23 protein-coding genes and 4 pseudogenes are annotated in these 26,585 nt (G+C 39.7%); 24 read left to right on the top strand and 3 right to left on the bottom strand.

What is annotated here, in order from left to right:
• Positions 1-18 precede the first annotated feature (18 nt).
• The 3 genes from PB1_RS04010 to PB1_RS04000 are packed head-to-tail and all read right to left on the bottom strand — an operon-like array spanning position 19 to position 3,260.
• Positions 19-1,797 carry an AAA family ATPase gene (locus PB1_RS04010; protein ID WP_003350901.1) on the bottom strand — a complete coding sequence of 593 codons (1,779 nt, stop codon included), beginning with the start codon at positions 1,795-1,797 and terminating at the stop codon, positions 19-21.
• Positions 1,798-1,801: 4 nt separating this feature from the next.
• On the bottom strand, positions 1,802-2,251 hold the full coding sequence (locus tag PB1_RS04005; protein ID WP_003350900.1) for an ABC-three component system middle component 2: 450 nt from the start codon (positions 2,249-2,251) through the stop codon (positions 1,802-1,804).
• Complete coding sequence (locus PB1_RS04000; RefSeq protein ID WP_003350898.1) at positions 2,244-3,260, bottom strand: ABC-three component system protein; 1,017 nt, start codon at positions 3,258-3,260, stop codon at positions 2,244-2,246. The genes PB1_RS04005 and PB1_RS04000 overlap by 8 nt, the downstream gene beginning before the upstream one ends.
• Positions 3,261-3,597: 337 nt before the next feature.
• Between PB1_RS04000 and PB1_RS17775 the strand changes: the two genes are divergently transcribed.
• The 24 genes and pseudogenes from PB1_RS17775 to PB1_RS18015 all read left to right on the top strand — a co-directional run bounded on the left by PB1_RS17775 (position 3,598) and on the right by PB1_RS18015 (position 25,737).
• Entirely contained in the window at positions 3,598-3,744 is a 147-nt protein-coding gene (locus PB1_RS17775) for a hypothetical protein (protein ID WP_003350897.1), read from the top strand.
• Between the two features lie 158 nt (positions 3,745-3,902).
• The gene (locus tag PB1_RS03995; protein ID WP_003350895.1) at positions 3,903-4,397 is read left to right on the top strand and encodes an RNA polymerase sigma factor; all 495 of its coding nucleotides are present in this window, start codon (positions 3,903-3,905) and stop codon (positions 4,395-4,397) included.
• Positions 4,398-4,473: 76 nt separating this feature from the next.
• On the top strand, positions 4,474-4,719 hold the full coding sequence (locus PB1_RS17645; protein ID WP_003350894.1) for a hypothetical protein: 246 nt from the start codon (positions 4,474-4,476) through the stop codon (positions 4,717-4,719).
• Positions 4,676-4,993 carry a hypothetical protein gene (locus PB1_RS03985; RefSeq protein WP_003350893.1) on the top strand — a complete coding sequence of 106 codons (318 nt, stop codon included), beginning with the start codon at positions 4,676-4,678 and terminating at the stop codon, positions 4,991-4,993. Before PB1_RS17645 ends, PB1_RS03985 begins: the two co-directional genes overlap by 44 nt.
• Entirely contained in the window at positions 4,990-6,117 is a 1,128-nt protein-coding gene (locus PB1_RS03980) for a DUF2800 domain-containing protein (protein WP_003350892.1), read from the top strand. The genes PB1_RS03985 and PB1_RS03980 overlap by 4 nt, the downstream gene beginning before the upstream one ends.
• Positions 6,118-6,121: 4 nt before the next feature.
• Positions 6,122-6,682 carry a DUF2815 family protein gene (locus PB1_RS03975; protein WP_003350891.1) on the top strand — a complete coding sequence of 187 codons (561 nt, stop codon included), beginning with the start codon at positions 6,122-6,124 and terminating at the stop codon, positions 6,680-6,682.
• Positions 6,679-8,606, top strand: a pseudogene (locus PB1_RS03970) (DNA polymerase). Before PB1_RS03975 ends, PB1_RS03970 begins: the two are co-directional and overlap by 4 nt.
• Positions 8,607-8,692: 86 nt before the next feature.
• Positions 8,693-9,484, top strand: a complete 792-nt coding sequence (locus tag PB1_RS03965; RefSeq protein WP_003350890.1) for a phage antirepressor — start codon at positions 8,693-8,695, stop codon at positions 9,482-9,484.
• Between the two features lie 2 nt (positions 9,485-9,486).
• On the top strand, positions 9,487-9,915 hold the full coding sequence (locus PB1_RS03960; protein ID WP_003350889.1) for a DUF7768 domain-containing protein: 429 nt from the start codon (positions 9,487-9,489) through the stop codon (positions 9,913-9,915).
• A gap of 87 nt (positions 9,916-10,002) precedes the next feature.
• Complete coding sequence (locus PB1_RS03955; protein ID WP_003349981.1) at positions 10,003-11,283, top strand: IS110 family RNA-guided transposase; 1,281 nt, start codon at positions 10,003-10,005, stop codon at positions 11,281-11,283.
• Positions 11,284-11,698: 415 nt separating this feature from the next.
• Positions 11,699-12,895: pseudogene (locus tag PB1_RS03950) on the top strand (transposase); the annotation flags it as partial.
• Positions 12,895-13,686 (top strand): ExeA family protein, encoded by a 792-nt coding sequence (locus PB1_RS03945; protein WP_003350381.1) that lies wholly within the window; start codon positions 12,895-12,897, stop codon positions 13,684-13,686. The pseudogene PB1_RS03950 and the gene PB1_RS03945, both read left to right, overlap by 1 nt.
• Before the next feature lie 316 nt (positions 13,687-14,002).
• Positions 14,003-15,355: pseudogene (locus tag PB1_RS03940) on the top strand (tyrosine-type recombinase/integrase); the annotation flags it as partial.
• Positions 15,348-15,728, top strand: a complete 381-nt coding sequence (locus PB1_RS03935; RefSeq protein ID WP_003350885.1) for a DUF6262 family protein — start codon at positions 15,348-15,350, stop codon at positions 15,726-15,728. The pseudogene PB1_RS03940 and the gene PB1_RS03935, both read left to right, overlap by 8 nt.
• A gap of 643 nt (positions 15,729-16,371) precedes the next feature.
• Positions 16,372-17,070 (top strand): cyclic nucleotide-binding domain-containing protein, encoded by a 699-nt coding sequence (locus tag PB1_RS03930; protein WP_003350883.1) that lies wholly within the window; start codon positions 16,372-16,374, stop codon positions 17,068-17,070.
• An 18-nt stretch (positions 17,071-17,088) separates the two neighbouring features.
• A complete protein-coding gene (locus PB1_RS03925; protein ID WP_003350882.1) occupies positions 17,089-17,517 on the top strand; it encodes a DMT family transporter in 429 nt (142 codons plus the stop codon).
• Positions 17,518-17,662: 145 nt separating this feature from the next.
• The gene (istA, locus tag PB1_RS03920; RefSeq protein WP_003350881.1) at positions 17,663-19,162 is read left to right on the top strand and encodes an IS21 family transposase; all 1,500 of its coding nucleotides are present in this window, start codon (positions 17,663-17,665) and stop codon (positions 19,160-19,162) included.
• Positions 19,162-19,902, top strand: coding sequence for an IS21-like element helper ATPase IstB (gene istB / locus PB1_RS03915; protein ID WP_003350880.1), 741 nt, complete (start codon positions 19,162-19,164; stop codon positions 19,900-19,902). The genes istA and istB overlap by 1 nt, the downstream gene beginning before the upstream one ends.
• 119 nt (positions 19,903-20,021) lie before the next feature.
• Entirely contained in the window at positions 20,022-20,690 is a 669-nt protein-coding gene (locus PB1_RS03910; protein ID WP_003350879.1) for a LysE family translocator, read from the top strand.
• Between the two features lie 497 nt (positions 20,691-21,187).
• Positions 21,188-21,778 carry a TetR/AcrR family transcriptional regulator gene (locus tag PB1_RS03905; RefSeq protein ID WP_003350876.1) on the top strand — a complete coding sequence of 197 codons (591 nt, stop codon included), beginning with the start codon at positions 21,188-21,190 and terminating at the stop codon, positions 21,776-21,778.
• A gap of 113 nt (positions 21,779-21,891) precedes the next feature.
• Positions 21,892-22,440 carry an NADPH-dependent FMN reductase gene (locus tag PB1_RS03900; RefSeq protein WP_003350875.1) on the top strand — a complete coding sequence of 183 codons (549 nt, stop codon included), beginning with the start codon at positions 21,892-21,894 and terminating at the stop codon, positions 22,438-22,440.
• A 23-nt stretch (positions 22,441-22,463) separates the two neighbouring features.
• Positions 22,464-23,840 carry an MFS transporter gene (locus PB1_RS03895; RefSeq protein ID WP_003350874.1) on the top strand — a complete coding sequence of 459 codons (1,377 nt, stop codon included), beginning with the start codon at positions 22,464-22,466 and terminating at the stop codon, positions 23,838-23,840.
• Positions 23,841-23,889: 49 nt separating this feature from the next.
• Entirely contained in the window at positions 23,890-24,075 is a 186-nt protein-coding gene (locus PB1_RS03890) for an NAD(P)H-dependent oxidoreductase (RefSeq protein WP_003350873.1), read from the top strand.
• Between the two features lie 499 nt (positions 24,076-24,574).
• Positions 24,575-25,737, top strand: a pseudogene (locus tag PB1_RS18015) (carbon-nitrogen hydrolase family protein).
• Positions 25,738-26,585: the final 848 nt, after the last annotated feature.

Here is a 26,585-nt window from a genome sequence, read left to right as displayed (position 1 = left end):
TTTATAAGCCTCCATTTCTTATTGGCGAACGCCATTCAAGAATCCGTAGCGTCCATGTGACTCATCTTTAGTAAACTGGATCACATTTGCGTTGCTGTAATCTAAATCAGGAATATCATTTTCAACAATAATAACTTGACCGTGAGTCTGGTTATCCAATAGGTATTGGAATAACGCGGCTTTCATGGTGTCAGAAGCTACACCGTCTCCTTTTTCCTTCAAAGAAAGAATAGGGGAATCAATAATCAATAGCTCTGGAGCATATTTGCCTTTATCAGATAGATACTCCATAAGCGTTACAGCGAGTACCGTATTTAAGAAGGCACGATATCCCTTACCATATGTGTTTTTAGGAGTTCCATTAATAATAATGTCAAACGAGCTCGGATCTAAATAAGCTGAGCTATATGCGTCAAACTTACAAGATTCAAGTACTCTGTTTAGATAGCTATCCAATGCGGCTATGATGTCGCGACTAAAGTAGCTCTTAATTTTGAACTCTACCTCAGATTCTTCTTCAGCCATTGTTTCAAATAATTCAGCTTTCATAGTTGTTTCAAATTTACTAATAACCACTGATTCGTTACGGATTTCAATGGCTCTTCGATAATCATATAAAGTTGCTTTAAGTGCAGCAATTTTTGGTTTTAATTCCTCACTGAGGAGTAACTCAACATCTGATTTTTCCTTATTTAATCTAGCTATTTCAGATTCAAGAACTGACCGTTCCTTTATCAGGTCTTGCTCAGCTTCTACTAAATCATCTAATTGAAGTTGAATCCTATGAAGTTCAGCGTGGGATGCCTCTGCATACTTAGCTTCTTTTTGAGAAGAGGGGATACTGCTGTCACAAAATGGGCATTTAGAATTTGGATGCACTTTTCCTTTATGCAACTCGCCCTCAACAATAAAAGTCAATCTTTTAATGTCTGATGTATATTGACTCTTCAAAGCCTGATATCGATTATATAGAGTATTGCACTCGGCCAATTGCTCGCTGACAATATAAATTTCCTTTAAAAGTTGCTTGCTTCGGTTGACGGAATCAGTTATTTTTCCTTCTGTTTCGGCGATTTCAGCAAGTACATTCTCTACTTTCTCTTGAAGGTACTCTTCATCCCCGACAGGGAGTTTATTCAGTTCATTTTTACGATCAGCAAAATCAGATAATCTTTTGTTAATGTAATCAATAACAGCCTTTTTTCGAGCTTCTTTTATCTTTTTTTCTTCCTTTGGATCGGAGTCAGCAAAGTCTTGACCGGTAATCAAGAAGAAGAGGGCAGAAAGAGCTGCGGTATGTGCTGTATTTTGCTTTGGCAATATAATAGAAGGCTCTTGAAAAACAACGGATTCCTTTATGAGAAACATGTGTGAAAAAGTTCTCCAGGTAAGACGTTGTTTATCATACCTTGAGTTTTTTATAATAAAATGCTCCTCGTCAATACCTATAAGCTTTAACCATACATCACTGATATTTTTCTTCCCACTGGTTCTATAGTCTCCAGACTCTATTTTGTGATCATTACTATGGACTTGTATTTTATTCGAATCTATCTGGCGTTCAAATGTAATGCTTCCATTTTCTGTATCAACAATTATTTTGATATTGTTGTAGCCTGTGTTTCTATCAAAACGAATTTTATCACTTCCAAATAAGTAGTCGATACATTCTAGGATATAGCTTTTTCCAGTATTTGATGGCCCGCAGATAATATTTAATCCATCATCAAATTCTAAAACTGAGGGCTCTTTACCATTACCGGAAACGATCAGCTTTTTTATATAAAAGTTAGTCATTTCATTAATCCTCCCGTAGCGAATATATGGAGCGTCTATTTATAAACTCTAGAACTTCACGCTCGGTTTTATCAGATGTGAATTCCCGCACTAAGCTTACAGCTCGACGGTATGCGGTCGCATAATCACTTGATAAATATTCGCTATAATTCAAGCCTTTTTGGTTAATGGAATATGTAAAACCATTTTTGGTTGGATGTACCTTTATAAGGTCATCAAGCACCAGTTGTTTAATTGCCTTCTTTATGAGTTCACGACGTAAGGTGAACTCACTGAATTTATAGTTATTCTCCCCATGCAGATTTTCATCAGAAATACCAAATTCTTTTCCGTAAATTGAAATAAAATCTATTGCAGCAAGCATGTCTGCACTAAAACTTTGATTTCTTGAAGTCTCTAGTATAAGCAAAATACGTAGGGATGCTTCGAATGGCGTATTATACAATTTACTCATCAGTTTCAACCCACTCCCTTAGTTTGCCGTCATTTACAAGCATGTGGCAGACACCTTTCTTTTCACTAGCACCAATCCAATTAGGAATCTGGCTATATACGCATTTATCAACTCGAATAAGAGCGGCTTGAGACATAACCCCTTTTAATCTAGCAAGTCCATGAGGATACTCATTTTCATAAACGTCTATGATACCATCGTATGTTTCTTCTTTTAATACATCAAACTGATCCGGATTCGTTTCTCCAAATACATCTCTTGCCCCGCGTCTAATACTTTCAGCAGCATAGTAGTCTTTTCTTCTACGCTTAAAATCTTTCTGATACTTTGGAAAACTTTCTAATGATTCTTTTGGCAACTCATCAAGACCCTCCGCATCAGCGTAAGCGGCTAATAATTCTCTGACATAAACCATCTCATGTGATTCGATTTCTCCGGGTGGAGCAATAGGTGCTGGCATTCCTGGATGGATTTTTTCAATAAGCTCCTTTAATTTTTTTACATCACTAAGAATAGAAGGCATTCTATTATTCAAGGGAGCCGGTGACTCTTTAGAAAGTTTGTTGTCCTTTTTTATTACGTACAAAAATAAGACAGACAAAAAGACATGAAGAGAGGCCGGATCAGCAAATCGCAAGAATTCTTCTTTTTTATCTTGTGGAACAGTATCGTCACTGGATATGAGATCAGCTAATTCGGCAATCATGTCTTTTATCATTTCAGGCATAATTTCAGGCAGGACTACATCCTCAAAGTAGTCATGCGCTGCATTAATTATTGTTTGGGAGCTAGATGCTTCCTTTATTTTTTTACGCATATTAATTTTGCAGTTAAATAAGTCACTGGCAAGTTTGTCAGTAACCACAAAAGGCTCACCTTCTTGGTTTGTAACATCCTCATTGTCAGTAATTAGCCCTAACAACAATTCAGTGACACGTTTTTGACCATTAGGCTCTTTAATTGATTTTTGAACAATCTTGGCATATGTCCCAAAGCATAATCTACTCATGCGACCATCCCTTTCTGCAGAACCATAAGGTCAAAAAAGGGTCAAAAACCGGTCAAACCGAAGGGAAATACTTATAGGTTTAAAGCTTGTATCCTTTTCTTGTAAGCAATACAGGAAAGGGATTTTTTATTTTGTGGCTATGGTCTTTGAGTGATGTTATTCCCCGAAAAGACAACCCTGGTAAACCAATTGATCCTGCTAACTACATTTTATAAATTATATCACTTAAATTGGTATAATTCAATTCCTTTACCTGTAACAAAAAGCTAAACTATTTAATTCAACTTAAATACTTATAAATACCTGTTATCAAAAGAAGAGAGGATGAAAAAACAAGATGAGTGAAGTACGAAACCTAGATGGAAAACTTGTTTGTCGAGTGGATGAAGCTACGGGTACGGTAGAAATCAAGATTAAAGATTGCATCACTTTAATCAAACGAAATGCAGATGGCACAACCGAGGTTGTTAATCTTAAAAACTAATTATTTCAATTAGCCAAGTTAATAAATCCGCGAGACCGCAAGACGGCAGTGCGGAATACCTGAAAAGGTGTTCCACTGCCGTCTTTTTTTGTCTCACGGATGATAAGCGGCTCCCGCGGATTTCAAAGCCAAATTTTGAAAACCAAAGGAGCCAAAACATGTCAAGAGAGTACAAAACGAGTAAAAAGAACAGAACCAATTACATTTATTACACTGCTGAAGGAACAAAGATTGTTATTACCCCTGGTGAAGACGGAGTCACCGAAGCCGACATCGATCTATTACATTCTATGGATGATAACGAAGTAGACGAGCAGCGCCGCTACAACTACCGCGTTACATCTCATTTGGATGCTTATCACGATGGTGAGAGTGAAGCGGCAACAGATCGTAATAAGTATCTGGCAGATGAAAGTGCAAATCCAGAACAGATTTACATAGAAGGCGAAGATAAAGTTGAACATCTGGATTCGCTGGACAAGCTTGCTGAGGCTATGGGTTGTCTCTTGCCTCAGCAAAAAGAGCTTTTCAAAAAGGTTTATTTGGACAAACGTTCCAACACAGATATAGCTGCTGAAGAAGGAGTGACGGAAGCGGCTATCCGTAACCGCCTGAAAAAGATACACGAAAAATTAAGAAAAATTCTTTCTTGATGGGGGGTTCGAATGAACCCTTTTTTTCGCTTATCGGTGAGGGGCAGGAAAACCGCCCCCGGAAAGGAGACAGAATATGAGCCTTAAACACAAAGTCACAATTAATGTGGCTAAACCCGGTGGCGGACGAAGCCCTGTAATTCAAAGCAGCAGACAGACAATCCGAAGTAAACTCCTAGATTTGTTGTTTGGTAAAAAGGTGAGCCTGCTTGTAATTACGCCCGGTGACTCAGTCGAAACGGTAGAAATCAAGGAAATCAGGGAAGGAGGTGTGGAGCATGAGCAAAATCAAGCTTCTTCTCGATGTGGTCTCAGATCTTAGATCACTGGCAGACAGCGTTCAGGCTGTTGCAGACGCAATAGCAAGAAAAGCGCCTGATGAAATGCCAAAACCGGAGCCACCTGAGCCGGAAAAACAGCCAGAAGAAAAGCAGATTACCTTGGAAGAGGTAAGGGCTGTGCTTGCGGAAAAGAGTCATGACGGATTTACAGCAGAAGTTAGGGCTCTGCTACAAAAGTATGGAGCATCTAAACTTAGCGAGATTGATCCAAACAAGTATGTAGCTCTTCTTAAAGATGCGGAGGGGTTGAAATGAGCAAACATGCACTTCTCTCTGCATCCGGAGCCCATCGCTGGATGAACTGTACACCGTCAGCAAGGCTGGAACTTGAGTTTGATGATAATAGCGGTGAAGCTGCAGCTGAAGGTAGTGCTGCTCATGCATTAAGTGAACACAAGCTTCGCAGGGCGTTGAAGATGCGGTCAAAAAAGCCGGTTTCACCTTATGACTCTGATGAGATGGATACCTTCACTGATGGCTATGTTGAATTTGTACTTGAAGTCATTGAACAGGCAAAGCAGTCCTGCAATGATCCGCTTGTCTTAATCGAACAGCGTTTGGACTTCTCAAAATATGTCCCAGAGGGTTTTGGAACGGGTGACTGCTTAATTATCTCTGATGGAACCCTTCATATTATTGACTTCAAGTATGGTCAAGGTGTTTTGGTAAATGCAGAGGAGAATCCGCAGATGAAGCTCTATGCCCTTGGTGCACTGGAGCTATTCGATGGCATCTATGACATTGATACGGTTTCAATGACAATCTACCAACCACGCCGGGAAAATGTCAGCACATACACAGTAATGAAGTATAGCTTGTATCAGTGGGCAGAGGAAGTTTTAAAGCCCAAAGCGGAGTTGGCTTTTGCAGGTGACGGCAATTATTGCCCTGGTGAATGGTGCCAATTTTGCAGAGCAGCGGTGAAGTGTAGAGCTAGAGCAGAAGCAAAAATGAAACTGGCTACTTTTGAGTTTGCTTTACCGCCACTGCTATCAGATGAAGAAATCGCGGAGATTCTTTCATCTATCGGAGACCTTACCAGCTGGGCAAACGAAATTATAGCCTATGCAACAGATGCGGCTGTCAATCATGGAAAGCAGTGGCCGGGATTTAAGGTAGTCGAAGGCCGCTCTAACCGTAAATATACAGATGAAGAAGCAGTTGCTGAAGCGGCGAAGAATGCAGGTTATCGCGATATTTACAAGCAAAGTCTCATCACTATCACTGAAATGGAAAAATTGATGGGCAAATCCAAGTTTAATGAAATCCTTGGTGGACTAGTCATGAAGCCACCGGGAAAACCGACGCTAGTGCCTGTTTCAGACAAGCGTCCCGAAATGAATACATCATCAGCAAAAAATGATTTTATGGAGGTTTAATACTATGTCAAACACAGCAAAAAGAACTAACCCTACGAAAGTGATCACTGGAATTGTGAGACTCTCTTATGCCAACGTCTGGGAACCAAAATCCATTAATGGGGGCGCTGAAAAATACAGCGTGAGCCTGATTATTCCTAAGAGCGATACCAAAACCCTTAATGCCATCAATGCAGCAGTGAATGCCGCAATTGAAGAAGGCAAAGGTAAGTTTGGCGGCAAAATTCCGAACAAAGCCGCACTCAAACTCCCTTTGCGAGATGGCGATATTGACCGTCCAGATGATGAAGCTTATGCAAACAGCTATTTCATCAATGCCAATAGCAACACTGCACCTCAAATTGTAGACAGGAACGTTAATCCGATTCTTGACCATTCTGAAGTTTACTCCGGTGTGTATGCAAGAGTAAGTATCAACTTCTATGCCTTCAACTCCAATGGCAACAAAGGTATTGCATGTGGCCTTGGCAATATTCAGAAAATCCGAGACGGTGAGCCTTTAGGCGGCAGAACGAATGCTGCTGAAGACTTTGCCACCGATGTGGATGACGACTTTTTATCATGAGAACCCTCAGCATAGATATAGAAACATATAGTAGCGTAGACCTCGCCAAAAGCGGGGTCTATCGCTATGCTAAAGCTCCGGATTTTGAAATTTTGCTTTTTGGCTATAGTGTGGATGCTGGACCGGTGCAGGTAGTTGACTTGGCAAGTGGTGAAATGATTCCACGAGAAATAGAAAATGCCGTTTTAGATAGTCAAGTAACAAAGTGGGCATTCAATGCACAGTTTGAACGCATCTGTTTGTCCCGGTACCTTGGTATTTGGCTGGAACCTAATTCGTGGCGTTGCACGATGGTTTGGTCTGCGTATCTTGGACTTCCGCTTTCTTTAGAGGGTGCAGCCTTGGTTACCGGTGCTGATAAACAAAAACTTACTGAGGGTAAGGAACTGATTCGATATTTCTCCGTCCCATGTAAACCAACTCAGACAAATGGCAGACGTACCAGAAATTTACCGGAACATGCCCCAGATAAATGGGAACGGTTCAAGGCATATAACGCCCGAGATGTAGAAGCAGAACTGGCGATACAGTCGCGGCTTGAAAAGTTCCCGATGCCTGAACATGAGTGGCAGAACTATATCCTAGACCAGCAGATTAACGATAGGGGTATCCAGTTAGATTTGGAATTAGTAAAGCAAGCCATTCGATGCGATGATCAGACGAGAGAAGTGCTTACGAACCGTATGCGTGTTCTTACTAAACTAGAGAACCCAAACTCAGTTGCCCAGATGAAAACCTGGCTTTCCGAGAACGGTCTGGAAACAGAAAGCCTAGATAAGGCATCAGTTAAAACATTACTACGAACAGCACCGGATCGTCTAAGTGAAGTGCTGGAACTGCGGCAGCTACTGGCTAAGTCCAGCGTAAAGAAATACACAGCAATGGAAAATGTCGTTTGTGCTGGGCACGCGGTCTATTGCAGTTTTATGGAGCTAATCGTACAGGTCGATTTGCAGGAAGACTCATTCAGGTGCAAAACCTTCCGCAGAATCACTTGCCTGACTTGGAACAAGCACGAAGTCTTGTTCGCAGCGGACAGTTCGAAGCATTAGAGATGCTGTATAATTCTGTCCCCGGCGTATTGTCTGAACTTATCCGTACTGCATTCATCCCTAAAGAAGGATTCAAGTTTATCGTGGCTGATTTCAGTGCCATTGAAGCGAGGGTTATTGCCTGGCTTGCAGGCGAAGCATGGCGAAATGAAGTGTTTGCTACCCATGGAAAAATATATGAAGCATCAGCTGCCCAAATGTTTCGAGTTCCCATTGAAGAAGTGACAAAAGGAAGCCCGCTAAGGCAAAAAGGTAAGATTGCAGAGCTGGCCCTAGGTTACGGCGGCTCTGTTGGCGCACTGAAAGCAATGGGTGCTCTGGAAATGGGTCTTTCCGAGGAAGAACTAAAACCGCTGGTAACTGCATGGCGAAATACTAATCCCAATATTGTACGGCTGTGGTGGGATGTTGATAGATCCGTGAAAGAAGCGGTAAAAGAGAGAACCAGAACTGAGACTCATAGAATCCAGTTTGAGTATCGAAGTGGAATGCTTCTGATATGGCTTCCATCAGGAAGACAACTGACCTATGTAAAGCCCCGAATGGGAATAAACAGCCTTGGAAGTGAGTCGGTGACATATGAAGGCATAGGTGCAACAAAAAAATGGGAGCGGATTGAAAGCTATGGACCAAAGTTTGTGGAAAACATTGTGCAGGCAATCTCAAGAGATATTCTGTGTTTTGCTATGCAAAATCTAGATAAAGCAGGGTTTCAAATCGTGATGCATGTCCACGACGAGACTGTGTTGGAAGTGCCATTAGGAGTATCCTTACAGGATGTTTGTACTCTTATGGGTAAAACTCCGCCTTGGGCAAAGGGACTTTTACTTCGTGCTGATGGTTATGAATGCAACTTTTATAAAAAAGATTGATTTTAGGGGGTTCGACTAACCCCCTTTTTTTGCTTATAGCTGAGGGCAGTTCATGCCGCCCTACAACGATAAGCTGGAGGTTCTATATGAACGAATTAACTATTTTTAACTACGAGGGAAGCACAGTCAGAACAGTTCTGAAAAATGGGAATCCTTGGTGGGTGCTGAAAGATGTATGTGCTGTATTAGAAATCGGGAACAGTCGCGATGTTATGGCCCGTTTGGACAACGATGAAAAGAGAGTCGATATTATCGACACCCCTGGCGGCAAACAGGAAGTATCTATTATCAACGAAAGCGGCCTGTATAGCGTGATATTGGTTTCTCGAAAGCCGGAAGCCAAAAAGTTCAAACGATGGGTAACCCACGAGGTTCTTCCTTCTATTCGTAAACATGGGTTATATGCCGCAGATGAACTGCTTGCCAATCCCGATCTTTGGATCAAGGCGTTACAGGAGCTTAAAGCAGAGCGTGCAAAAAATGCTAAGCTATCTGCCACCATAAGCATTCAGGAACAGCAGATCGCTGAAATGAAACCTAAAGCAAGCTATTACGACGTGGTTCTTAATTGTAAGGATGCGGTAGCCATTACGACAATTGCCAAGGATTATGGGAAGTCTGGTCGCTGGCTTAATGAATATCTTCATGATCTGGGTGTTCAATTCCGTCAAGGGAAAATATGGCTCTTGTATCAGAAACACGCCCAGCATGGCTATACCGTAACCAAAACCCATAGCTACCCCGGAAATGATGGGACGATGCATTCGAAGGTCCATACTTATTGGACTCAGAAAGGCCGCTTGTTTATCTATGAATTGCTTAAAGCGCAGGGCATTCTTCCGCTAATAGAGCAAGGGCAGGAATTTGAGGTGGTATAGCGATGGACAAATATAATTCTGAAGGATATCCGGACCCAACAGCTGCGGAAGCATTGGAGAATGTAATGCGCGAAGAAAAAGCGAAAAAATATAAGCCTTGCGTTTTCATCTGCTCACCCTTTGCTGGAGATACAGCTAGAAACCTGGAGAATGCCAGAAGATACCTAAAATTTGCAGTGGAGCAAGGAGCCATTCCCTTCGCTCCCCATCTGCTATATCCACAGGTGATGGATGACTGCGATCCTGACCAGAGAAAGCTAGGTTTGTTTTTTGGCATGGTCTGGCTCAGAAAATGTGATGAGCTATGGGTATTTGGCAGCTACATCTCAGCTGGAATGCAAGCAGAAATCGACAAAGCTTCAAAGCACCGCATCCCTATCAGATATTTTACTGAAAAATGCGAGGAGCATTCCTGTAATGAAGAAATTTGAGGTTTGAAACAAAAAGAGCCCTCTTGGTATAGTACAGGGTGTCAATGCATTGACCCCGAATTAATAAGTTACCAAGGAGGACTCGATATGAATTATACGCAAAATCAAAAAATCTCGCAAATCACACCATCAACATTAATTATCGGCATTGATATTGCAAAAGACAAGCACGTTGCACGAGCACAAGATGATCGAGGAATTGAATTTGGAAAACGCTTGATCTTTGAAAACCGCATACATGGTTTCCAAATGCTTTTAGATTGGGTGAAGCGACACCAAAAAGAAAATGATAAGAATCATGTGATTTTTGGGGTTGAACCAACCGGGCCTTACTGGTTAAATCTCGCTTATTTTCTTACCGCAAAGGGCTACGACTTTGTATTAGTCAATCCAATGCATGTAAAGAAAAGCAAAGAGTTTGATGACAATTCTCCAACAAAAAACGATACAAAAGACGCCAGAGTGATTGCACAGCTGATTAAAGACGGCCGATACTCCGTACCAAATCTCTTAGACGGCATTTACGCGGAACTAAGAGAAGGCGTCAAAATAAGAGATCAGCTCACTCAACAGCTTGCCATCACAGAAGGGCGTATTCAGAATTTGATTCAACGTTATTTTCCGGAGTTTTTCGATGTTTTCGGGGATTGGGAAGGAAAAGCAGCTCTTTGCACGCTAAAACTGTTTCCATTTCCTTCTCAAATTAAAGAAATGACACCTGAAGAGGTTCTCTCAAAGTGGAAGCCATTTGTACAACGAGCAGTTGGAATAAAGCGAGCAACGAAACTAGTAGAAACGGCCAAAAAGAGCATTGGAATTCAAATCGGGATTCAGTTTGCCAAACGTGAAATGGAATATCTGATTGACCAATATGAGCTTTATCAAACGCAGTTGGAAGAGTTGGATCAGGAGCTAGAAGCTCTTGTAGAAACGATCCCAGGTGCTAAGCAAATGATGAATATTCCTGGGTTAGGTGTTACAACAGTCGCTCTATTCTTCGCTGAAGTGGGTGATCTCACAAAGTACAGTCACCCTCAGCAATTAGTTAATCTGGCAGGCCTTTCATTACGTGAGCATAGTTCTGGAAAATTTAAAGGACAAACCAGAATAACGAAACGGGGACGAAGTAGGCTGCGTAAAGCTCTGTACTTAGCGATTCGGCCACTCGTTGCCCATAATCCAACTTTTAAAGCTTTACATCAATACTATACAAAACGATCTGAAAGGCCTTTAAAAAAGCAACAGTCCCTCATCGCCCTGTGTTGTAAGCTATTACGTGTCTTATTTGTCATTGGTCAAAAACAGTGTGAATTTGATGGTTCAAAATTATTGCGAGGATTGCCTCAAATTACATTACAAGCTGCTTAAACCGATTTATTAACCAACTTATTAACCAAATTACTATCGAATACTTCAAGTATTTCTAAAGACAAACACCAATAGTGCCGAGTCGGAGTTTATTTTTACCATACGGGCTTATGACCCAGCCGAGGAGCTTATCCGACCTCCACCTCATGGATACGCAGGACGAAGGAATGTATGGATCCCAATCCGGTGATACATGGGAGGGTTAGCGACCGTGAGATGAGTGGAGATTTTGCGCACGGTCATAACTGTTATTACCAAACAATACCAGTTTGGTTGATAGGATGGCCCCCCATCTGTAAGGAATTTAAAGAAATTCAATTTATAACCATGATTTTCGGTGGATCAACTATTAGGTGTTAATGAAATTTAGAGAAAACGGGAGTATTCGGGAGAAAATTAAAGTATATAGAGGGAGTATATAGAGGGAGGTTTTGAAGCCCTGAAACCTCAGGTCAGGGAAAAGAAAGGCAGCCTTCGGAAACAGGATCCCGAGGTACTGAAGCGTGCCATTGAACTCAGGAAAGAGCTTCCAAGCCGAAGTGTGGAACAAATTATCCGCATCCTTGAGCTAGAGGGGAAGGTGCCGGTTGGATTCCTGAAACCCCGTACTCTTTCCCGATATTTTCAGGAACAGGGCTTGAGTAAGAGAGATCTTCATCACGCAGTAAAGAAAGAGTTCCGGCATTTTGAACATGAAGCACCAAATGATTGTTGGCAGGCTGACACCCAGCACACCCTTTATTTGCCGGATCCAAAAAATCCTGAAAAACGCAAGAAGGCCTACCTGATTGCCATTATCGATGATCATAGCCGGCGTATCATGCATGCGGAATTCTTTTTTGAGGAACGGTACCCCAGATTAGAAAGGTGTGTTCAAAAAGCCGTCTTAAAGTATGGAGCCCCTCATCTTTTCTTCTGTGATAATGGTTCCGTATACAATGCCAAACAATTCAAAGTGATTTGTGCCCGTATGGGCACTAAGCTGATCCACGCGAAGCCTTATTCGCCGGAATCAAAGGGTAAAATTGAGAAGTTTTTTCAATATGTAGATTCCAGTTTTACAGGCGAAGCCAACCTTTTAATCAATCAAGGAAAGCTTACTACGCTGAAGCAGTTAAACGAGTATCTTCGTTCGTGGTTGGAAGCCTACGATAACCGGGTTCATCGAAGTACAAAACAGACACCTAGAAAACGGTTTGAAGCCAACCAGGAAAATCACCGTCTGATCCCCGCAGAAATGTTAAGGGAAATTTTCCTGTGGGAAGAGGAACGCACAGTGCGCAAAACCGCCGTAATAGAGTTGGAAGGAAACATGTATGATGTCGATTCATCTTTGCGGGGGAAAAAGATTCAAATCCGCTACAATCCGTTTGACCTTTCGTACATACAAGTTTGGAAAGATGGGCAGCGTTTTGATGATGCCAAACCAGCAGAACTCCTAAGTCAAAGCCATTCTAAACTGCCGGATGAATCGGTTGACGACTCTTCTTCCACATATGTCTCCAGCTTCCTGGAACAACTAAAACAGAGGCAAGAAGAGGAAAAGCGTAAACAGCTAGGTACACCTAGTTTTGTGCAGTGGAAAGAAAAACAGTCAGGGGGGCAGGCCTGATGTTAGAATTTTTCGAAATGAAGGATGTCCCATTCACTCGTGAAATTTCACCAAGTCAGTTATTTGTAGCTTCCAGTCACACAGAGGCTGCAGCCCGGCTGGAGTACACGGCTCGCCACAGGCAGTTCTGCCTGTTGACAGGAGAGGCCGGGATGGGGAAATCAACCGCGGTTCGAGCTCTAATCCATCAATTGGATCCCATGCAATATCGGTATTTGTACATCTGTGATTCTGCTCTGACTCCAAAGCTCTTTTACAGGGAAGTCCTACAGGACTTTGGCATACAGCCTGCCTTTCGGTCAACCGATGTCAAACGGCAGTACCAATCATTAATGCTCGATATTTATGAAAATGAAAAAAAGATTCCCGTCGTGATTCTGGATGAGGCTCATCATTTTTCTGAATCGATGTTGCAGGAATTGCGCTTTATCCTTAATTTCCGGGAAGATTCAATGTCTCCATTAGCTCTCATTATCGTGGGACAGCCAAGTTTAAGAAACCAACTCAAGTCCAAACATCTGGAGGCAATCGACCAACGGATCCAGATGAGATATCAACTAAGTGGGTTAACTGAAAAGGAAACATATGCATATATTCGTCATCAGCTGGATGCGGTAGAAACCCCTCAAGAAATTTTTTCAGAAGAGGCCATCCAAGCGATTTTCAACTTCAGTCATGGGGTTCCAAGGAAAATCAATACCCTGTGTAGCCAAAGCTTGTTGGATGCCTTTGTTCAGGGACATAAAATTGTGGGTGAATCACACATTCATCGGGTGATAAACGATCTTTAAAAGAGGGATGGGCATTGAAGAGACTTGAAGAGTATTTTGTACAACTGCAGGATGGCATTGCAGAAATGGAGGCTGTAATCGAAGTACTTAGATGATGAAATTTCTGAATTGAGGAACAAAGGGATACACTACTAAAATTAATTATTAATTACACTACTAAAAAAAGAGCTAAAGAATTTGTTATTCTAGTAGGTCGATATCGACATAGAATTAGACCATTACAACTGCCAGTGGCATTGTGGGTGACTGATATTCACTTGCCATGTCATTGCCACTGGCAAACAATCCGACATCGAAGGTGTCTGCGGACAGTACAGCCAGCAACTATATGATCTACTTACCACCATTTATTAAATTCATTTTTGCATTAGAGCCTGCATGGAATGACTTAAAACAATTAAAAAGACATCATATGGAGCAATACATCCAATGGCTACACGACTATGCTAAGAATCATTTAAAGTGGAAAAACGCAAATCCCGAGCATTATATTTCGAAGGGATTAAGTATAATTCAAAAGTTCTTAGAAGACATTCAACGATATGGATACAACATCGCCCCTGAAACACATGTAAGATTATTAATATTTCCAGAGGACAAACCGAAACAAAAGAAGAAATCAATTGACCAAATTGACTATATTCCCGATTATATTTTAGAGCAACTATTCACTCATATAAATGACCTTCATAATGATGTTCAGCCTGTCATATGGATAGCATTTAAAACAGGCTTGCGTATTTCTGATGTATTAGGATTAACACAAGATTGTTTATTCAAATTGAATGAAAAATATTATATTGAAACGGACATTGAAAAAACATATGTAAAAGAACACCGTATTCCGATTGATGACGAATTAGCCAGTATTCTTTCGGTGTTAATTAATAAGTCCATTCAAAATAGCAATAATGACAACAACCCTGAAAAATATATCTTTGTTCGTTATCGTGGTTCTCGAAAAGGAAAACCATTTGAACAAAAATGGATTCGTAAACAACTAAACATTTTAGCAAAAAACAAGCATATTACGGATGAAAATGGACAAGTATTTCATTTCAAAACACATCAATTCCGCCATACCTATGCAGTTAAAATGTTAAATAGTGGTGCAGATATTCTAACTGTTCAAGAACTATTAGCACATGCTTCTCCTGAAATGACCTTGCGATACGCCAAGTTATTAGATAATACCAAACGTAAAGCATTTGAGGAAGCAATAAAACAAGGGGTATTCAGTTTTGATCTAAATGGAGAGGTTCAAAAAGTAAATCCCAATGAGGATATTCCAGTAGATATTTTAGAAACATTATGGCGTGACCATAAATTAAATGCGATTGACAACCCTTATGGAACTTGTCACGCAAGAATCAATGGAAATTGTCCTTATGCCGAAGAACCACCATGTCTGACGTGTAACGGTGGAAGTCCATGTAAGGACTTAGCCATCGGCTTTTCTAACTTGGATTTCCAGAAGTATGAACTATTAATCAAGACAACGGCAAAAACGATAGAAGCCTTAAAACAACGTGGGAGAAATGACATTGCCGAAAAGAATAAAAAGAATTTAGAACGGTATGAAAAAATATTGAAGACAATTAAAGAAGGCAGCATCATCTTCGGGAGATTAGAACGGATCAAGAGAAAGCAAGGTGTCTCCAATGACTAACTATGACCGCAGAGAACATTTAAAAGCCATTCACGCCTCAAGGAAGGTTCTTACCTATCAGAAGGTGGATGAAGCGATAAAAAGGCTCATACGAGCCAATGAGAGCATTAATTTTAATAGTGTAGCAAATGAAGCAGGCGTGGCAAAAGCGACTTTGTATAACCATCCTGAGCTGCGTAAGCGTATCGAAACCTTACGTGAACAGCAGGAACAAGCCCCCACTGCAAAACAGATAAAGCGAGAAATGAATGAAAACAATAAAGATGCTCTTATTGAATCATTGAAACGAAAAATTAAAAAATTAGAAGAAGAAAACAAACACTTACGGGATCAATTGAAAGTAGCATACGCAGAGGTATATAAAAAGTTATAGCGACAGTCTAATGAAAAAGGACACTACATATTAGTCATATAAAATATGTAATGCCCTTATATTTATTTATCTTTTTTTATTTAGGTCTTGATAAACTTTTAGGTGGGGATTATTTGACGCTTACATTGATATGTTCCCTCATACCTCGGTTTTCAGAAAAACAGCCTAAAACCCATTGATATGTTTCCGCATACGTAAGGTTCAAAAATCAGCTCAAGACATCAATGCCATCAACTCAAGCCATGTGGAAGCCGTAGCGAAACTGGTAAGAAAAACAAAAATCTCGCATATAAAACAAACTCTTCCGATTTCTCAACAAAAGTGAGAATAAAGTAAAAAGCGTGAAAAAAGCCCAAAAAAACAGGGCTTAAGTTTTTATTCAGATGAAACTTGCTGTTTTCGGTGGAGTAAAATAACAAAAAGCAAATTTATTTTAAAATTTTGTGCATTTACTCTGTTCTAATTGTTGTTCAACTTTAGATGCGTTCACTTCAAAAGAAGGATTCGGAAAATTTGCCCCATAGGTCAGGTTAATTCTAAATATAAACAAATAAAAAGGACATATGTCCTTTTTTTGTTTTAGAAAATGCTTTTTAATTAACATAAGTAAACTCCTATTCATACTTTCAGGAGGTATTCATAGATGAAAAAAATATTTAATCAAAAAGTATTAACATCGTATTTACAAGAGCATAAATTAGATGAGCTATTTAATGATGAAGTGATTAAAGGAATGGAATTGTATCAATTAAGCAGAGGTGAAATTCTATGTTCTAATGGGGATAAATTAGAACAAATGTTTTTTTTGGTGAAAGGTAAATTAAAGATTTTTACAACATTGCCAAATGGGAAATCGCTCTTATTGAGGTTTAACACCCCTTTGTCAATTATTGGTGATATTGAGTTTACAACTCGATACGAAGTTAAGGTAAACGTAGAATCAGTATTTGAGAGCAAGCTAATAGGAGTTAGTTTTGAGTTATTACATAAACACTTTTACAATAACCCAGAATTTCTCCGCTTCATCCTTGAAAAAGTTAGCTATAAGTTATATTCATTTTCTAATATTACAAGTTTAAATCTTTTATACCCACTAGAAAACAGACTCGCTAGTTATCTTCTCTCCATTATGTACCATGAAAACAACTTCCTTTTTTATGAGGATATGAGATCTGAAAAATTAACTGATGTTGCAGATTTGCTTGGTACTAGTTACAGGCATTTAAATAGAGTGATAAAAAAAATGTGTTCCGAGTCAATTATTGAAAGAACAAAAGAAGGGCTTTATATTAAAGACTTACATAAATTAAAGGAATTATCTATCGGTAATATATATGAGTAGAATCTGGGAGGAGATGGTATGTTAGGAGTTTTATTTTCTTTAATAGCAGGTATTTTAATCAGTTTACAATCTATTTTCAACACAAGGGTAAGTGAAAAAATTGGTTTGTGGGAGACAAATACAATTGTGCATGGATTAGGGTTTATAGTATCTCTAATTTTGCTTTTTATTTTAAGGGATGGCAGTATAAATAAAATGAACGAAGTAAATAAAGTGTACCTGCTAGGAGGAGTATTTGGGGCTGTTATTGTTTACAGCGTTATGAAAGGAGTGACATTGCTTGGACCCGCTTATTCGGTTTCAATTTTACTGATATCTCAACTAATTATTTCCTTAATAATTGACATCTTTGGCTTGTTTGGAACAGATAAGATAATATTTTCTGCTTACAAAGCAATAGGAATAGCAATGATGATTATTGGAATTATTTTATTTAAACTTAAATAACTTATGTTTATTGCAAAATAAAAGTACATAGTTTTGCAAGATATTTGTGCAGAACTATTACTGCATAAAAAAAGGCTTGCCAGCTTATCCAATAACCCCTACTGTTGAGTTTGAGCAGAGCTTAACAGAAGGAGGACAAGAAAGGATGCTAGCAATGCCTGAAGTTAATTATATCAAACATTTAAGAGAAGTCGAAGGTATGTCTATCTCTGAGATCGCTAAAAAAACAGGTCGAAATTGGAGAACGGCAAAAAAATACGCAGACGGTGAAGTACCAGTAGAATCACTCCCTTTTCGTCGAAGGGGAATGATGTATGAGGAAGGATACGGAGAAATTGTAGATTGTTGGCTTGAGGAGGACATGAAGCTCAAGAAAAAAGAGAGAAGAACTAATAAAAAAATGTTTGAACAACTTAGAGAAGAACATGGTTTTAAAGGTTCTTATCGAACCGTTAGTGAGTATATTCAGCATCGTAAACCACAAATTAAAGAAGAAAGTACCAGAAGATACGAACGCTTGGAGCACCCTCCGGGTGAAGCCCAAGTGGATTTTGGAAATATGACAGTTGTAAAAGACGGCGCATACAAAGATATCAAATCTCTTATTCTTAGTTTTCCATATAGTAATGCGGCTTTTTCCTATCCTTTACCGGCAGAAAACACGGAGTGTTTTCTAGAGGGCTTGAAACAATTATTTCACCAGGCTGGTGGTGTTCCGACATATTTACGAATTGATAACCTGTCGGCGGCTGTCGTAACGGTAGGCAAGGGAGAAAAAAGAACCTATACGGATTCTTTCTTACGCTTTCAGTCCCATTATGGATTTGAAGTACAACCATGCAATCCCGGTAGCGGACATGAAAAAGGGAATGTAGAGAAAAAGGTTGGCTATACAAGGAATAACTTCTTTGTAACAGCTCCAATAATGGAGGATTTTTCTCAACTGGCTCAGTGGTTGGAAGAGAAAATGGTAAACGATCGAGAGCGGCTACACTACGAAAAAGGAGTACTGATAGAAGAATTGTGGGCTGAGGAACAGAAGCATCTAAAAGCTTTACCAATTAGTGATCTTCCGATCTTTTCAATCGACTCAGCTACTGTAAATAAGTATGGCGAGATTTTAGTTGATGGAGAAAAATTCGTTATCCATAAAGCGAGGATCAAACAGACTTTAGTCATTAAAAAGGAATGGGATAAGTTCACCTGCTATACGAATGACGGTGAAATCATTTATCAAGACTTACGTCCCTATATGTTGACAACAAGGCCTATACCGTGGAACGACATTCTGGTTGACTGGGAGAAAAAACCTCGTGCTGTTAAATATTCTCGTTTCTTTAAATACCTTCCCGAAAGAGTACAAACTTATCTTACGATAAAACCTGATGAGATTAAAAAACGGGTGGCAGGCTTAAAAAAATTGTTGGAGGTGCATACTTTACAGGACATCGATAAATGCTTGGAGATAGAGCAATATATGGAAAAAGAGCCACACGAATTGGGTTCCTTATTGGAAGCTAAGAAAGCAACTTATCCGGAAAAAATGACAGAAGCCCATACCCCTTCTGTATTACTGGACTATGAAACTGATTTAAGCATGTATGATCAAAGGCTATGTCCAACCTTAGAAGGGAGGGATTTCTAATGTCCGTTCGTGATCTGAAAGAAGTGTGTAAAACCTTGCACCTTGCCTATATAGCTGAAAGGTATGAAGAAATCGTCTTTGAGAATAAAGAACAGTTTTTATATGATGTATTACTGACTGAAGTCTCATCGAGGCAATCTGCCAAGGTTTCGAGACTAATAAAAAAAGCCAAATTTAGAGAATTAAAATGGTTAAAAGATTATGAATGGAATGGCCAGATACATCTACCAGCCACCACGACAAAAGAAGAGATTTACGACCTTCGTTTCCTGCATGGGAAGCAAAATTTACTGCTTCTGGGCTCACCAGGAACAGGCAAAACCCATTTAGCAACAGCACTTGGATTAAAAGCCTGCGAGGAAGGGTTTGAGGTTCGTTTCTTTCGCGTCGCAGATTTGGTAGGACAATTAGAGGAAGCGTTAAAAGAAGGTACTTTACAACGAGTAAAACGTCAAATCGATAAGTGTGATTTACTTATACTAGACGAACTGGGTTATGTTCCTTTCCAAAAACAAGGATCAGAATTATTGTTTCACATCATAGCGGACTGTTATGAACATAAAAGTGTTATTGTCACATCGAATTTAGAGATTGGTCAATGGAATCGAGTGTTTGGAGATAACCGCTTAACTTCTGCTTTAGTGGATCGCTTGGTACACCATGCCCATATCATTGCATTCACAGGAGAAAGTTACCGGCTGAAAAATGCTCTTTCTTCTGTGAAACTTAAAGGAAATTAATGTAAAAAAGAAAGCTGCAAGCCTATGTATTTTTCGCTGCAATTCTCTGCACTTTTTGCTTGCAAAAAACAAACTCAATCTCATTGAACTATTGATACATAGAAAAATGGGGGATAAAAATGGATTATCAAACGTGGATGGCAGTTATGGTGGTTGGTTTTCTAATTGTGCTTTCTCCAGGTCCACAGTGGGCTATAACAATAAAAAATAGTTTACTTTCTAGAGAGTACGGTTTCATTACTGTTATGGGCATGTGTACGGGAAGTATAATTCACATCACCTATAGTTTATTAGGAATCGGGGTCGTTATATCTCAATCAGTTATGTTATTTAATTTAGTAAAATGGGTAGGGGTTGCTTATTTAATTTTTATAGGATTAAAATCGTTTTTGACTAAAAAGAATCCGTACAAATTTTTTGGGAAAGAAGAAGTTGTTAGTAATAAATCTAGAGGCTGGAAATATTATAGAATGGGATTACTTACAAGCCTGTTAAATCCAAAAGCTACTTTATTTTATTTATCACTGTTTACACAAGTAGTTCAACCTGATACATCCATTACTATACAATTTATTTATGGTGTATCGGTTGTAGGAATAGAGATACTTTGGTATTGCTTGATGGTTATGATTCTTTCCAACTCTTATTTACGAAAAAAATTTTTACATGCTTCTAATTGGATAGAACGTATCTCAGGCGGTTTTCTTGTTCTGTTTGGGATTCGCCTAGCATTTGTAAAGGCAAACCAATTCAATCTACCTAAGATATTTCTGTTCCTCATCCGCTGAAGAAATATTAGAAATTTATAAAGATATTGATTGTAAATATTAATAGACTGACAGGCAGTTTTTTTTATTGCAAAATAGAAATGGAGCATTTTGCAAAATAAAAATCCTGCAGTAAGAAAAAAATTATTGCCAGCATCCCTCTTCTCTACTAACCTACTAATTGGCGATAAAATTCAGTTAGAGGAGGAAGATGGATGCTTTCAATGATTCAACAACATCATATCAAATATTTGCATCGATCAGGGGCTTCAAGAGGACATGAAAGCTCCAAAGAAACTACGCCATACTGTAGCCCGTGTTTTTCATCGCCTAAAAGCCATGTTTGGGGATGACTTTAATGTTTGATTTCGGACCGTTCAATATTAAGTAAGAAAACCGATGTTCATGAATTTTTTACTGCCAAAAGTGAAATTTATCTTGACAAATTTATAACAACTGGAATAAAGTAAAAATAAACGACAGTAAGTACTGACAGTCTATTAGGGAGGTGTGAAAGTATGAGCATCAGTAATAATTTAAGAAACGATGATAAGCTGCTGTTGGCAGCGATCGATCTAATAGCGGAGAAAGGCTACAATGGTGTATCTACCAAGGAAATCGCTGCCGCAGCCGGTTTAAGCGAAAAGACATTGTTTCGCCATTTCGGCAGCAAGCAAAATCTTCTCGAAACTGCATTTGACCGGTTTCATTATACCGAAGAGATGAAAAACTTATTTGACGAGAAGCTTGTGTGGGATTTACATACAGATCTGCTCCTGATCAGCCGAACGTACCATAAAATTATGAATCGTAATCGGAAAATGATTCAGATCGCAATCAAGGAAGAAGGTCATTTGCCAGGATTTCGAGAAAGAACACAGGAGCATCCTCGACAATTAATCAAATTCTTGACGAATTATTTTAAAACGATGTCTGAGAAAGGTAAACTGATCCGGACGAATCCCGAACTACAGGCATTGTCGTTTATGATGATGAATTTTGGGGCGTTTATGAACAACTTGGATGACGATAAGAACTTTCCGACCGTATCGCTGGAGACATTTATAACGGTTAGTGTTCAGATATTTACAAGGGCTTTGACCCCTTAATTTTTTTAAGCATAATGACAGTAAGTACTTACTGTCATTATCGGTTGGAGAGTTCTCTCCGTAGCAATGCATAAAACAGGTAGAATTTTTAAATTTCATGGGAGGAATCAATCATGATCAAGATCGCAATCATTATTGGCAGTACACGTCCGGGGCGAAATGGTGAGACTATCGCCCGCTGGGTGTACGAGATCGCTAAGCAGCGCAATGATGCCGCGTTCGAGCTTATTGACATCGCGAATTCTAACCTGCCGCTGCTCGATGAGCCAAAGCCCCCGTTATTTGGTAAATACGTGAAGTCACATACCTGGGGTTGGTCACGAAAGATTGCTGCATTCGACGGCTATGTCTTTGTGACGCCCGGATACAACCAAGCAACATCCGGGGCGCTAAAGAACGCCATCGATTTCTTGTATCGAGAGTGGAACAACAAGATGGCCGGGTTCGCAGGCTACGGTATGTCTGGAGGTACCAGAGCAGTGGAAAATTTACGGCTGAACATGGGTGAACTTGCGGTCGCCGACGTGCGTGCTGAGGACAACATCTCCCTTCATATCGATTTTGAGAATTTCAACGGCTCCCTTTCAAGAGGAAAAGGTTTATGCCATGCTGGATCAGGTTGTCGCTTGGAGTGGTGCGTTGAAGACTCTGCGGGATCATGAAGACAGGAAGGGGGGAAATGAAAATGGAGCACGAACTTCAGCAACAAACAGGGGAGAAGTTGATGCGCATTGTTATGTTCACGCTGGTCCTTTCATCGATGAGTGTACTGATGTTCAACTTCGTCCTTCCCGAGATTGGTAAAACCTTCGATCTTACAAATGCTCAGGTGAGCTGGGTTACTTCATCCTACGCTCTGATTTATGGGATAGGAACGGTCATTTACGGGAAGCTCGCAGACCGTTACAAGCTCAAAAATTTGTTGACGTCAGGATTGTCATTTTTTGCTCTCGGTTCACTTATCGGCCTCTTCTTCCAAACTTTCTGGATGGTGCTTGTCGGAAGGTGTTTGCAGGCAGCAGGGGCTGCGGTGATCCCGGCAACAGCCATGCTGATCCCCTTGCGTTACTTTCCCCCGGAACGAAGGGGGGCAGCCATGGGTACAGCATTCGTCGGTTTGGCTCTCGGAAGTGCACTTGGTCCGGTTATTTCCGCATTCATTGTGGGGATCGCTCACTGGCGCTGGTTATTCTGTGTCCCTTTATTAATCTTAATCACGCTACCCTTCTATCGTAAATATTTGGGAGATGAGAGGGGATCTCTCGGAAGATTGGACTGGGTAGGGGGTGGGTTATTGGGGATGACCGTGACTTTGTTGCTTCTTGGGGTTACGAGTGGAAAGTGGAGGTTTGCTATTGTCGGATTGCTTGCTTTAGCGCTGTTCATAGCACGAATTCGTTCCGTTTCCGAACCGTTTGTTCAACCTGGGCTTTTTACAAATAAGAACTATACTCTCAGACTAACGATAGCTTTTCTAATAAGCGGAATTGGTCTTTCCCTTTACTTTCTAGGTCCATTGCTTTTGGCTCATGTACATCAACTGCCACCTAGCTGGATCAGTTTTGCGATGGTTCCTGCTGCAGTAGCCTCGGCCATTCTTGGTAGAAAAGGCGGTAAACTGGCAGACTTGAAAGGAAATTCGTATCTCTTTTTTATTGCATCTGGATTGTTATTGACCTGTTTTGTCTTACTTTCAACCTTTATTGGAATTTCTCCAGTATTCATTTCGATCTTTTTGATATTTGGTAATGTAGGGCAAACCTTTATGATGATTGCTATGTCTAATTCAATTTCTATAGCCCTACCAAAGGAACAGGCTGGAGTTGGAATGGGATTATTATCGATGCTGAATTTTATTGCAGGGGGAATGGCTTCTGGGGTTTACGGTAAGGTGGTGGATCTTGGCTCCGATGTTCATTGGAACCCGGCAAATATCTATCCAAACGGCATCATTTACAGCAATATATTCCTCGTTCTAGCTGGTTTGCATGTAGTCATTTTGTTGTTTTATTATTTGCAGTTTGGAAGAGCAAAAAGAAAAAGTAATCAGTTGGAGGGCTGAAGTTAATTAAGATCTAGTTTTACAATCATTTTATTTGGAGGAGATTAATATGACAACTTTTTTTGTAAAAGCGAACAATCGTCAAGGATCTGTTACCGGGAAATTGTATGATGCATTTTTGGAAAGCTATAAAACCTCACATCCGAATGATTCGGTGATTGAACTCGATTTATATAATAGTCAAATCAATTGTTTATTGAACATTTTCCCTAAGAAAAGCCCGATTCCTACTTAGTTTAGAGAAATCGGGCTTTTCTCTTCCAAAAAAGGTTTTAGCGTATAATATCAGCTTTTTGTCGACAGGACCCCAACCAAAGATATTTCTAAAGATAAAAGGAATGTGGATGAAGATCGGGAAACGGAACCCGCCACATTAAACGGAAAGTGTTTAAGGTGGAAACAGGTACTTTTTATTGGTTGCTGGAAAGAGAAAGACTAAGGTAAGGAAAAGCCTTGCTAATAAATCAGGGCTTTTTTCTTTTATGTTAACGTGTAATTTATACACAGGGTTTTCGATTTCTACACGTTTTTTAGCTTCTATTGTAAAACTAGGTGCTTGTTAGAAAGGAAAACATTTGCTATTTCTTTTCTTCAGAGGGGCAATTTGCTTTAATATTCAAAAATAATGTCAGGCTATCTAACGAAATAATGGCGTATATTCCTAATACATGTAACAATAAATATAGATTAATGTTATAAAACTTTACATAAAATGAAAGGAGGGGAAAGTAGTTATGGCTAAAATAAGAAATGAAAAGTTAAACAAAGCCGTTTTTGGAGGACACAAGACAGTACGTGTAGCAGCAGTACAAGGACCCCAAATTGTCTTAAAAAAAGAAAAGTCTATTGAAGTAGCTTGCAACAGAATCAAAGAAGCAGGGGCAAACGGTGCGAAATTAGTTGCGTTCTTCGAAACCTACATTCCTGTCTTTCCAGCATACTGGTATGCGAGCCAAATAGATGAATGGTATGCGTGGAATGTAGCGCTTCAAGATAACTCTATAGCCATACCAAGTGAAGACACTGAAATCATTGGAAGAGCATGTAGGGATGCGGGAGTCTATTGTGTAATGGGAGTTAACGAGATCGATGATACGGATGGAGCACGCACATTATATAATACTCAAATTCTTTTTGGTCCTGACGGTTCAATACAGGACGGCACCGTAAATTAATGCCTACTTTTAATGAGCGTCTTTACCACGGGCTTGGGGATGATAGCGATTTAGATGTGTGTCAAACCGATATCGGACGAATTGGCATGCTCATTTGCTGGGAACACCATACCATTTTAGTTAGAGCAGCTCAAATGTTGATGGGTGAAGAGTTCCATATCGCTAATTGGCCTGGGACTTGGACGTTCGGACAAAAGACAAGCAATGGTGAAAGAAAAGGGCGAATATTCCACGGAAGAGATCCTTGTGATTTGCAGTTTGCCATTAGAGAATACGCTTTTGAGTCGGGAAGTTTTGTCATCAGCGTAGCCGGTTTGTTAAGAGAACAAGACTTTGAACCTGAACATAAACATTTTATCGATAGTCCTGAGATGGATTTTAGTTGGGCTGTAGGTGGTGCCGCTATCGTAAATCCATTTGGTGAATATATTGCTGGACCAGTTTATAACAAAGATACCATTGTCTACGCAGATTGCCATGCGAATGAGCTTAAGGCAGCGAAAGTTGTATTTGACGGATTGGGGCATTATTCAAGACCGGATGCTGTTAAAATATTGTTACATGATCATGAACAAAAAAATCTTCTCCGCAGCTCAAAAGGGTTTTCTTATCAAGATTTGAAAAATATTTCAGAAAGCACAGAGGTACCACTTGAAAAATTAGAAAAAGTTATGGAAAAGGTTGAGGAGAGAGAATCAAAATTAGTAAAAAGTAGTTCATAAAACATTTAAAGTGGATTCAATACATTTTGCATTGTGTTTTTCGCTAATAATTCGATACTGAAGGAGCCTTCAGTAATCTATTGCTTGTTCCACACATAAGTCGCAAGTACTTAGTGGAACAACATATACTGAGAGGCCCGTTTTTTGAAGTTACAATCTCTGTTTGCTTTAAATAAATTAAAGTAAGAGTGATTCGCAGGGGAAGAGTGATGAAGAATGAAAAAGTATTATTGTGATCGATGCTGCCGTTTATACAATGAAAAGGAAATTTGTACAACTTGTGGATTATTAGCGTCAAACTCAATCTGGATTGAAGTCCAAAAACAAAGCGAAAGAAATCAGTCATGGTTTTTTATAACAGATAATCAGGATGATATGCGATCATGTTAAGCCCCTAGTGGTGTTATTGATTAGAAAAGAAGTCAAACAATACACCGTTGTCCAGACTAAAAGTTTTTTTTAGTTGGCTAGGTATCACAATGTTACTCAACTCGAAACGAAGTGTTCCCAACGCTGCATTCCATTACCGATATTGCCCCTGTGGGCAGTGTGGTTATTTTCGATTTCTTTGTATTTGTTGGAGGACGATAAATAAACCATTTTCAATCTCTTTAAATGTTGGGCAATTTTCGATTGATTGTTCCATGAGGGTTTTTCCTTTTTGTCTAGGTTCTTTTCAAACTCAAAAAGAGGACCCTCTTTTCTTGTATTTTTCTCCATTTACTGCGCTATCGCTTGGTGGCCACTTCATAAGGTGAAAGATGTGCCCTCCTTCACCTTATGAAGTGGTTATTTTCTTTTACTTACAAACATTTTACTCATACATCAGTGAGTGACCATATCTTTAT

It is taken from the genome of Bacillus methanolicus PB1 (genome assembly GCF_000262755.1).
In the GTDB taxonomy this organism is placed as follows: domain Bacteria; phylum Bacillota; class Bacilli; order Bacillales; family Cytobacillaceae; genus Bacillus_Z; species Bacillus_Z methanolicus.
This window is presented reverse-complemented; position numbering and strand designations above follow the sequence as displayed.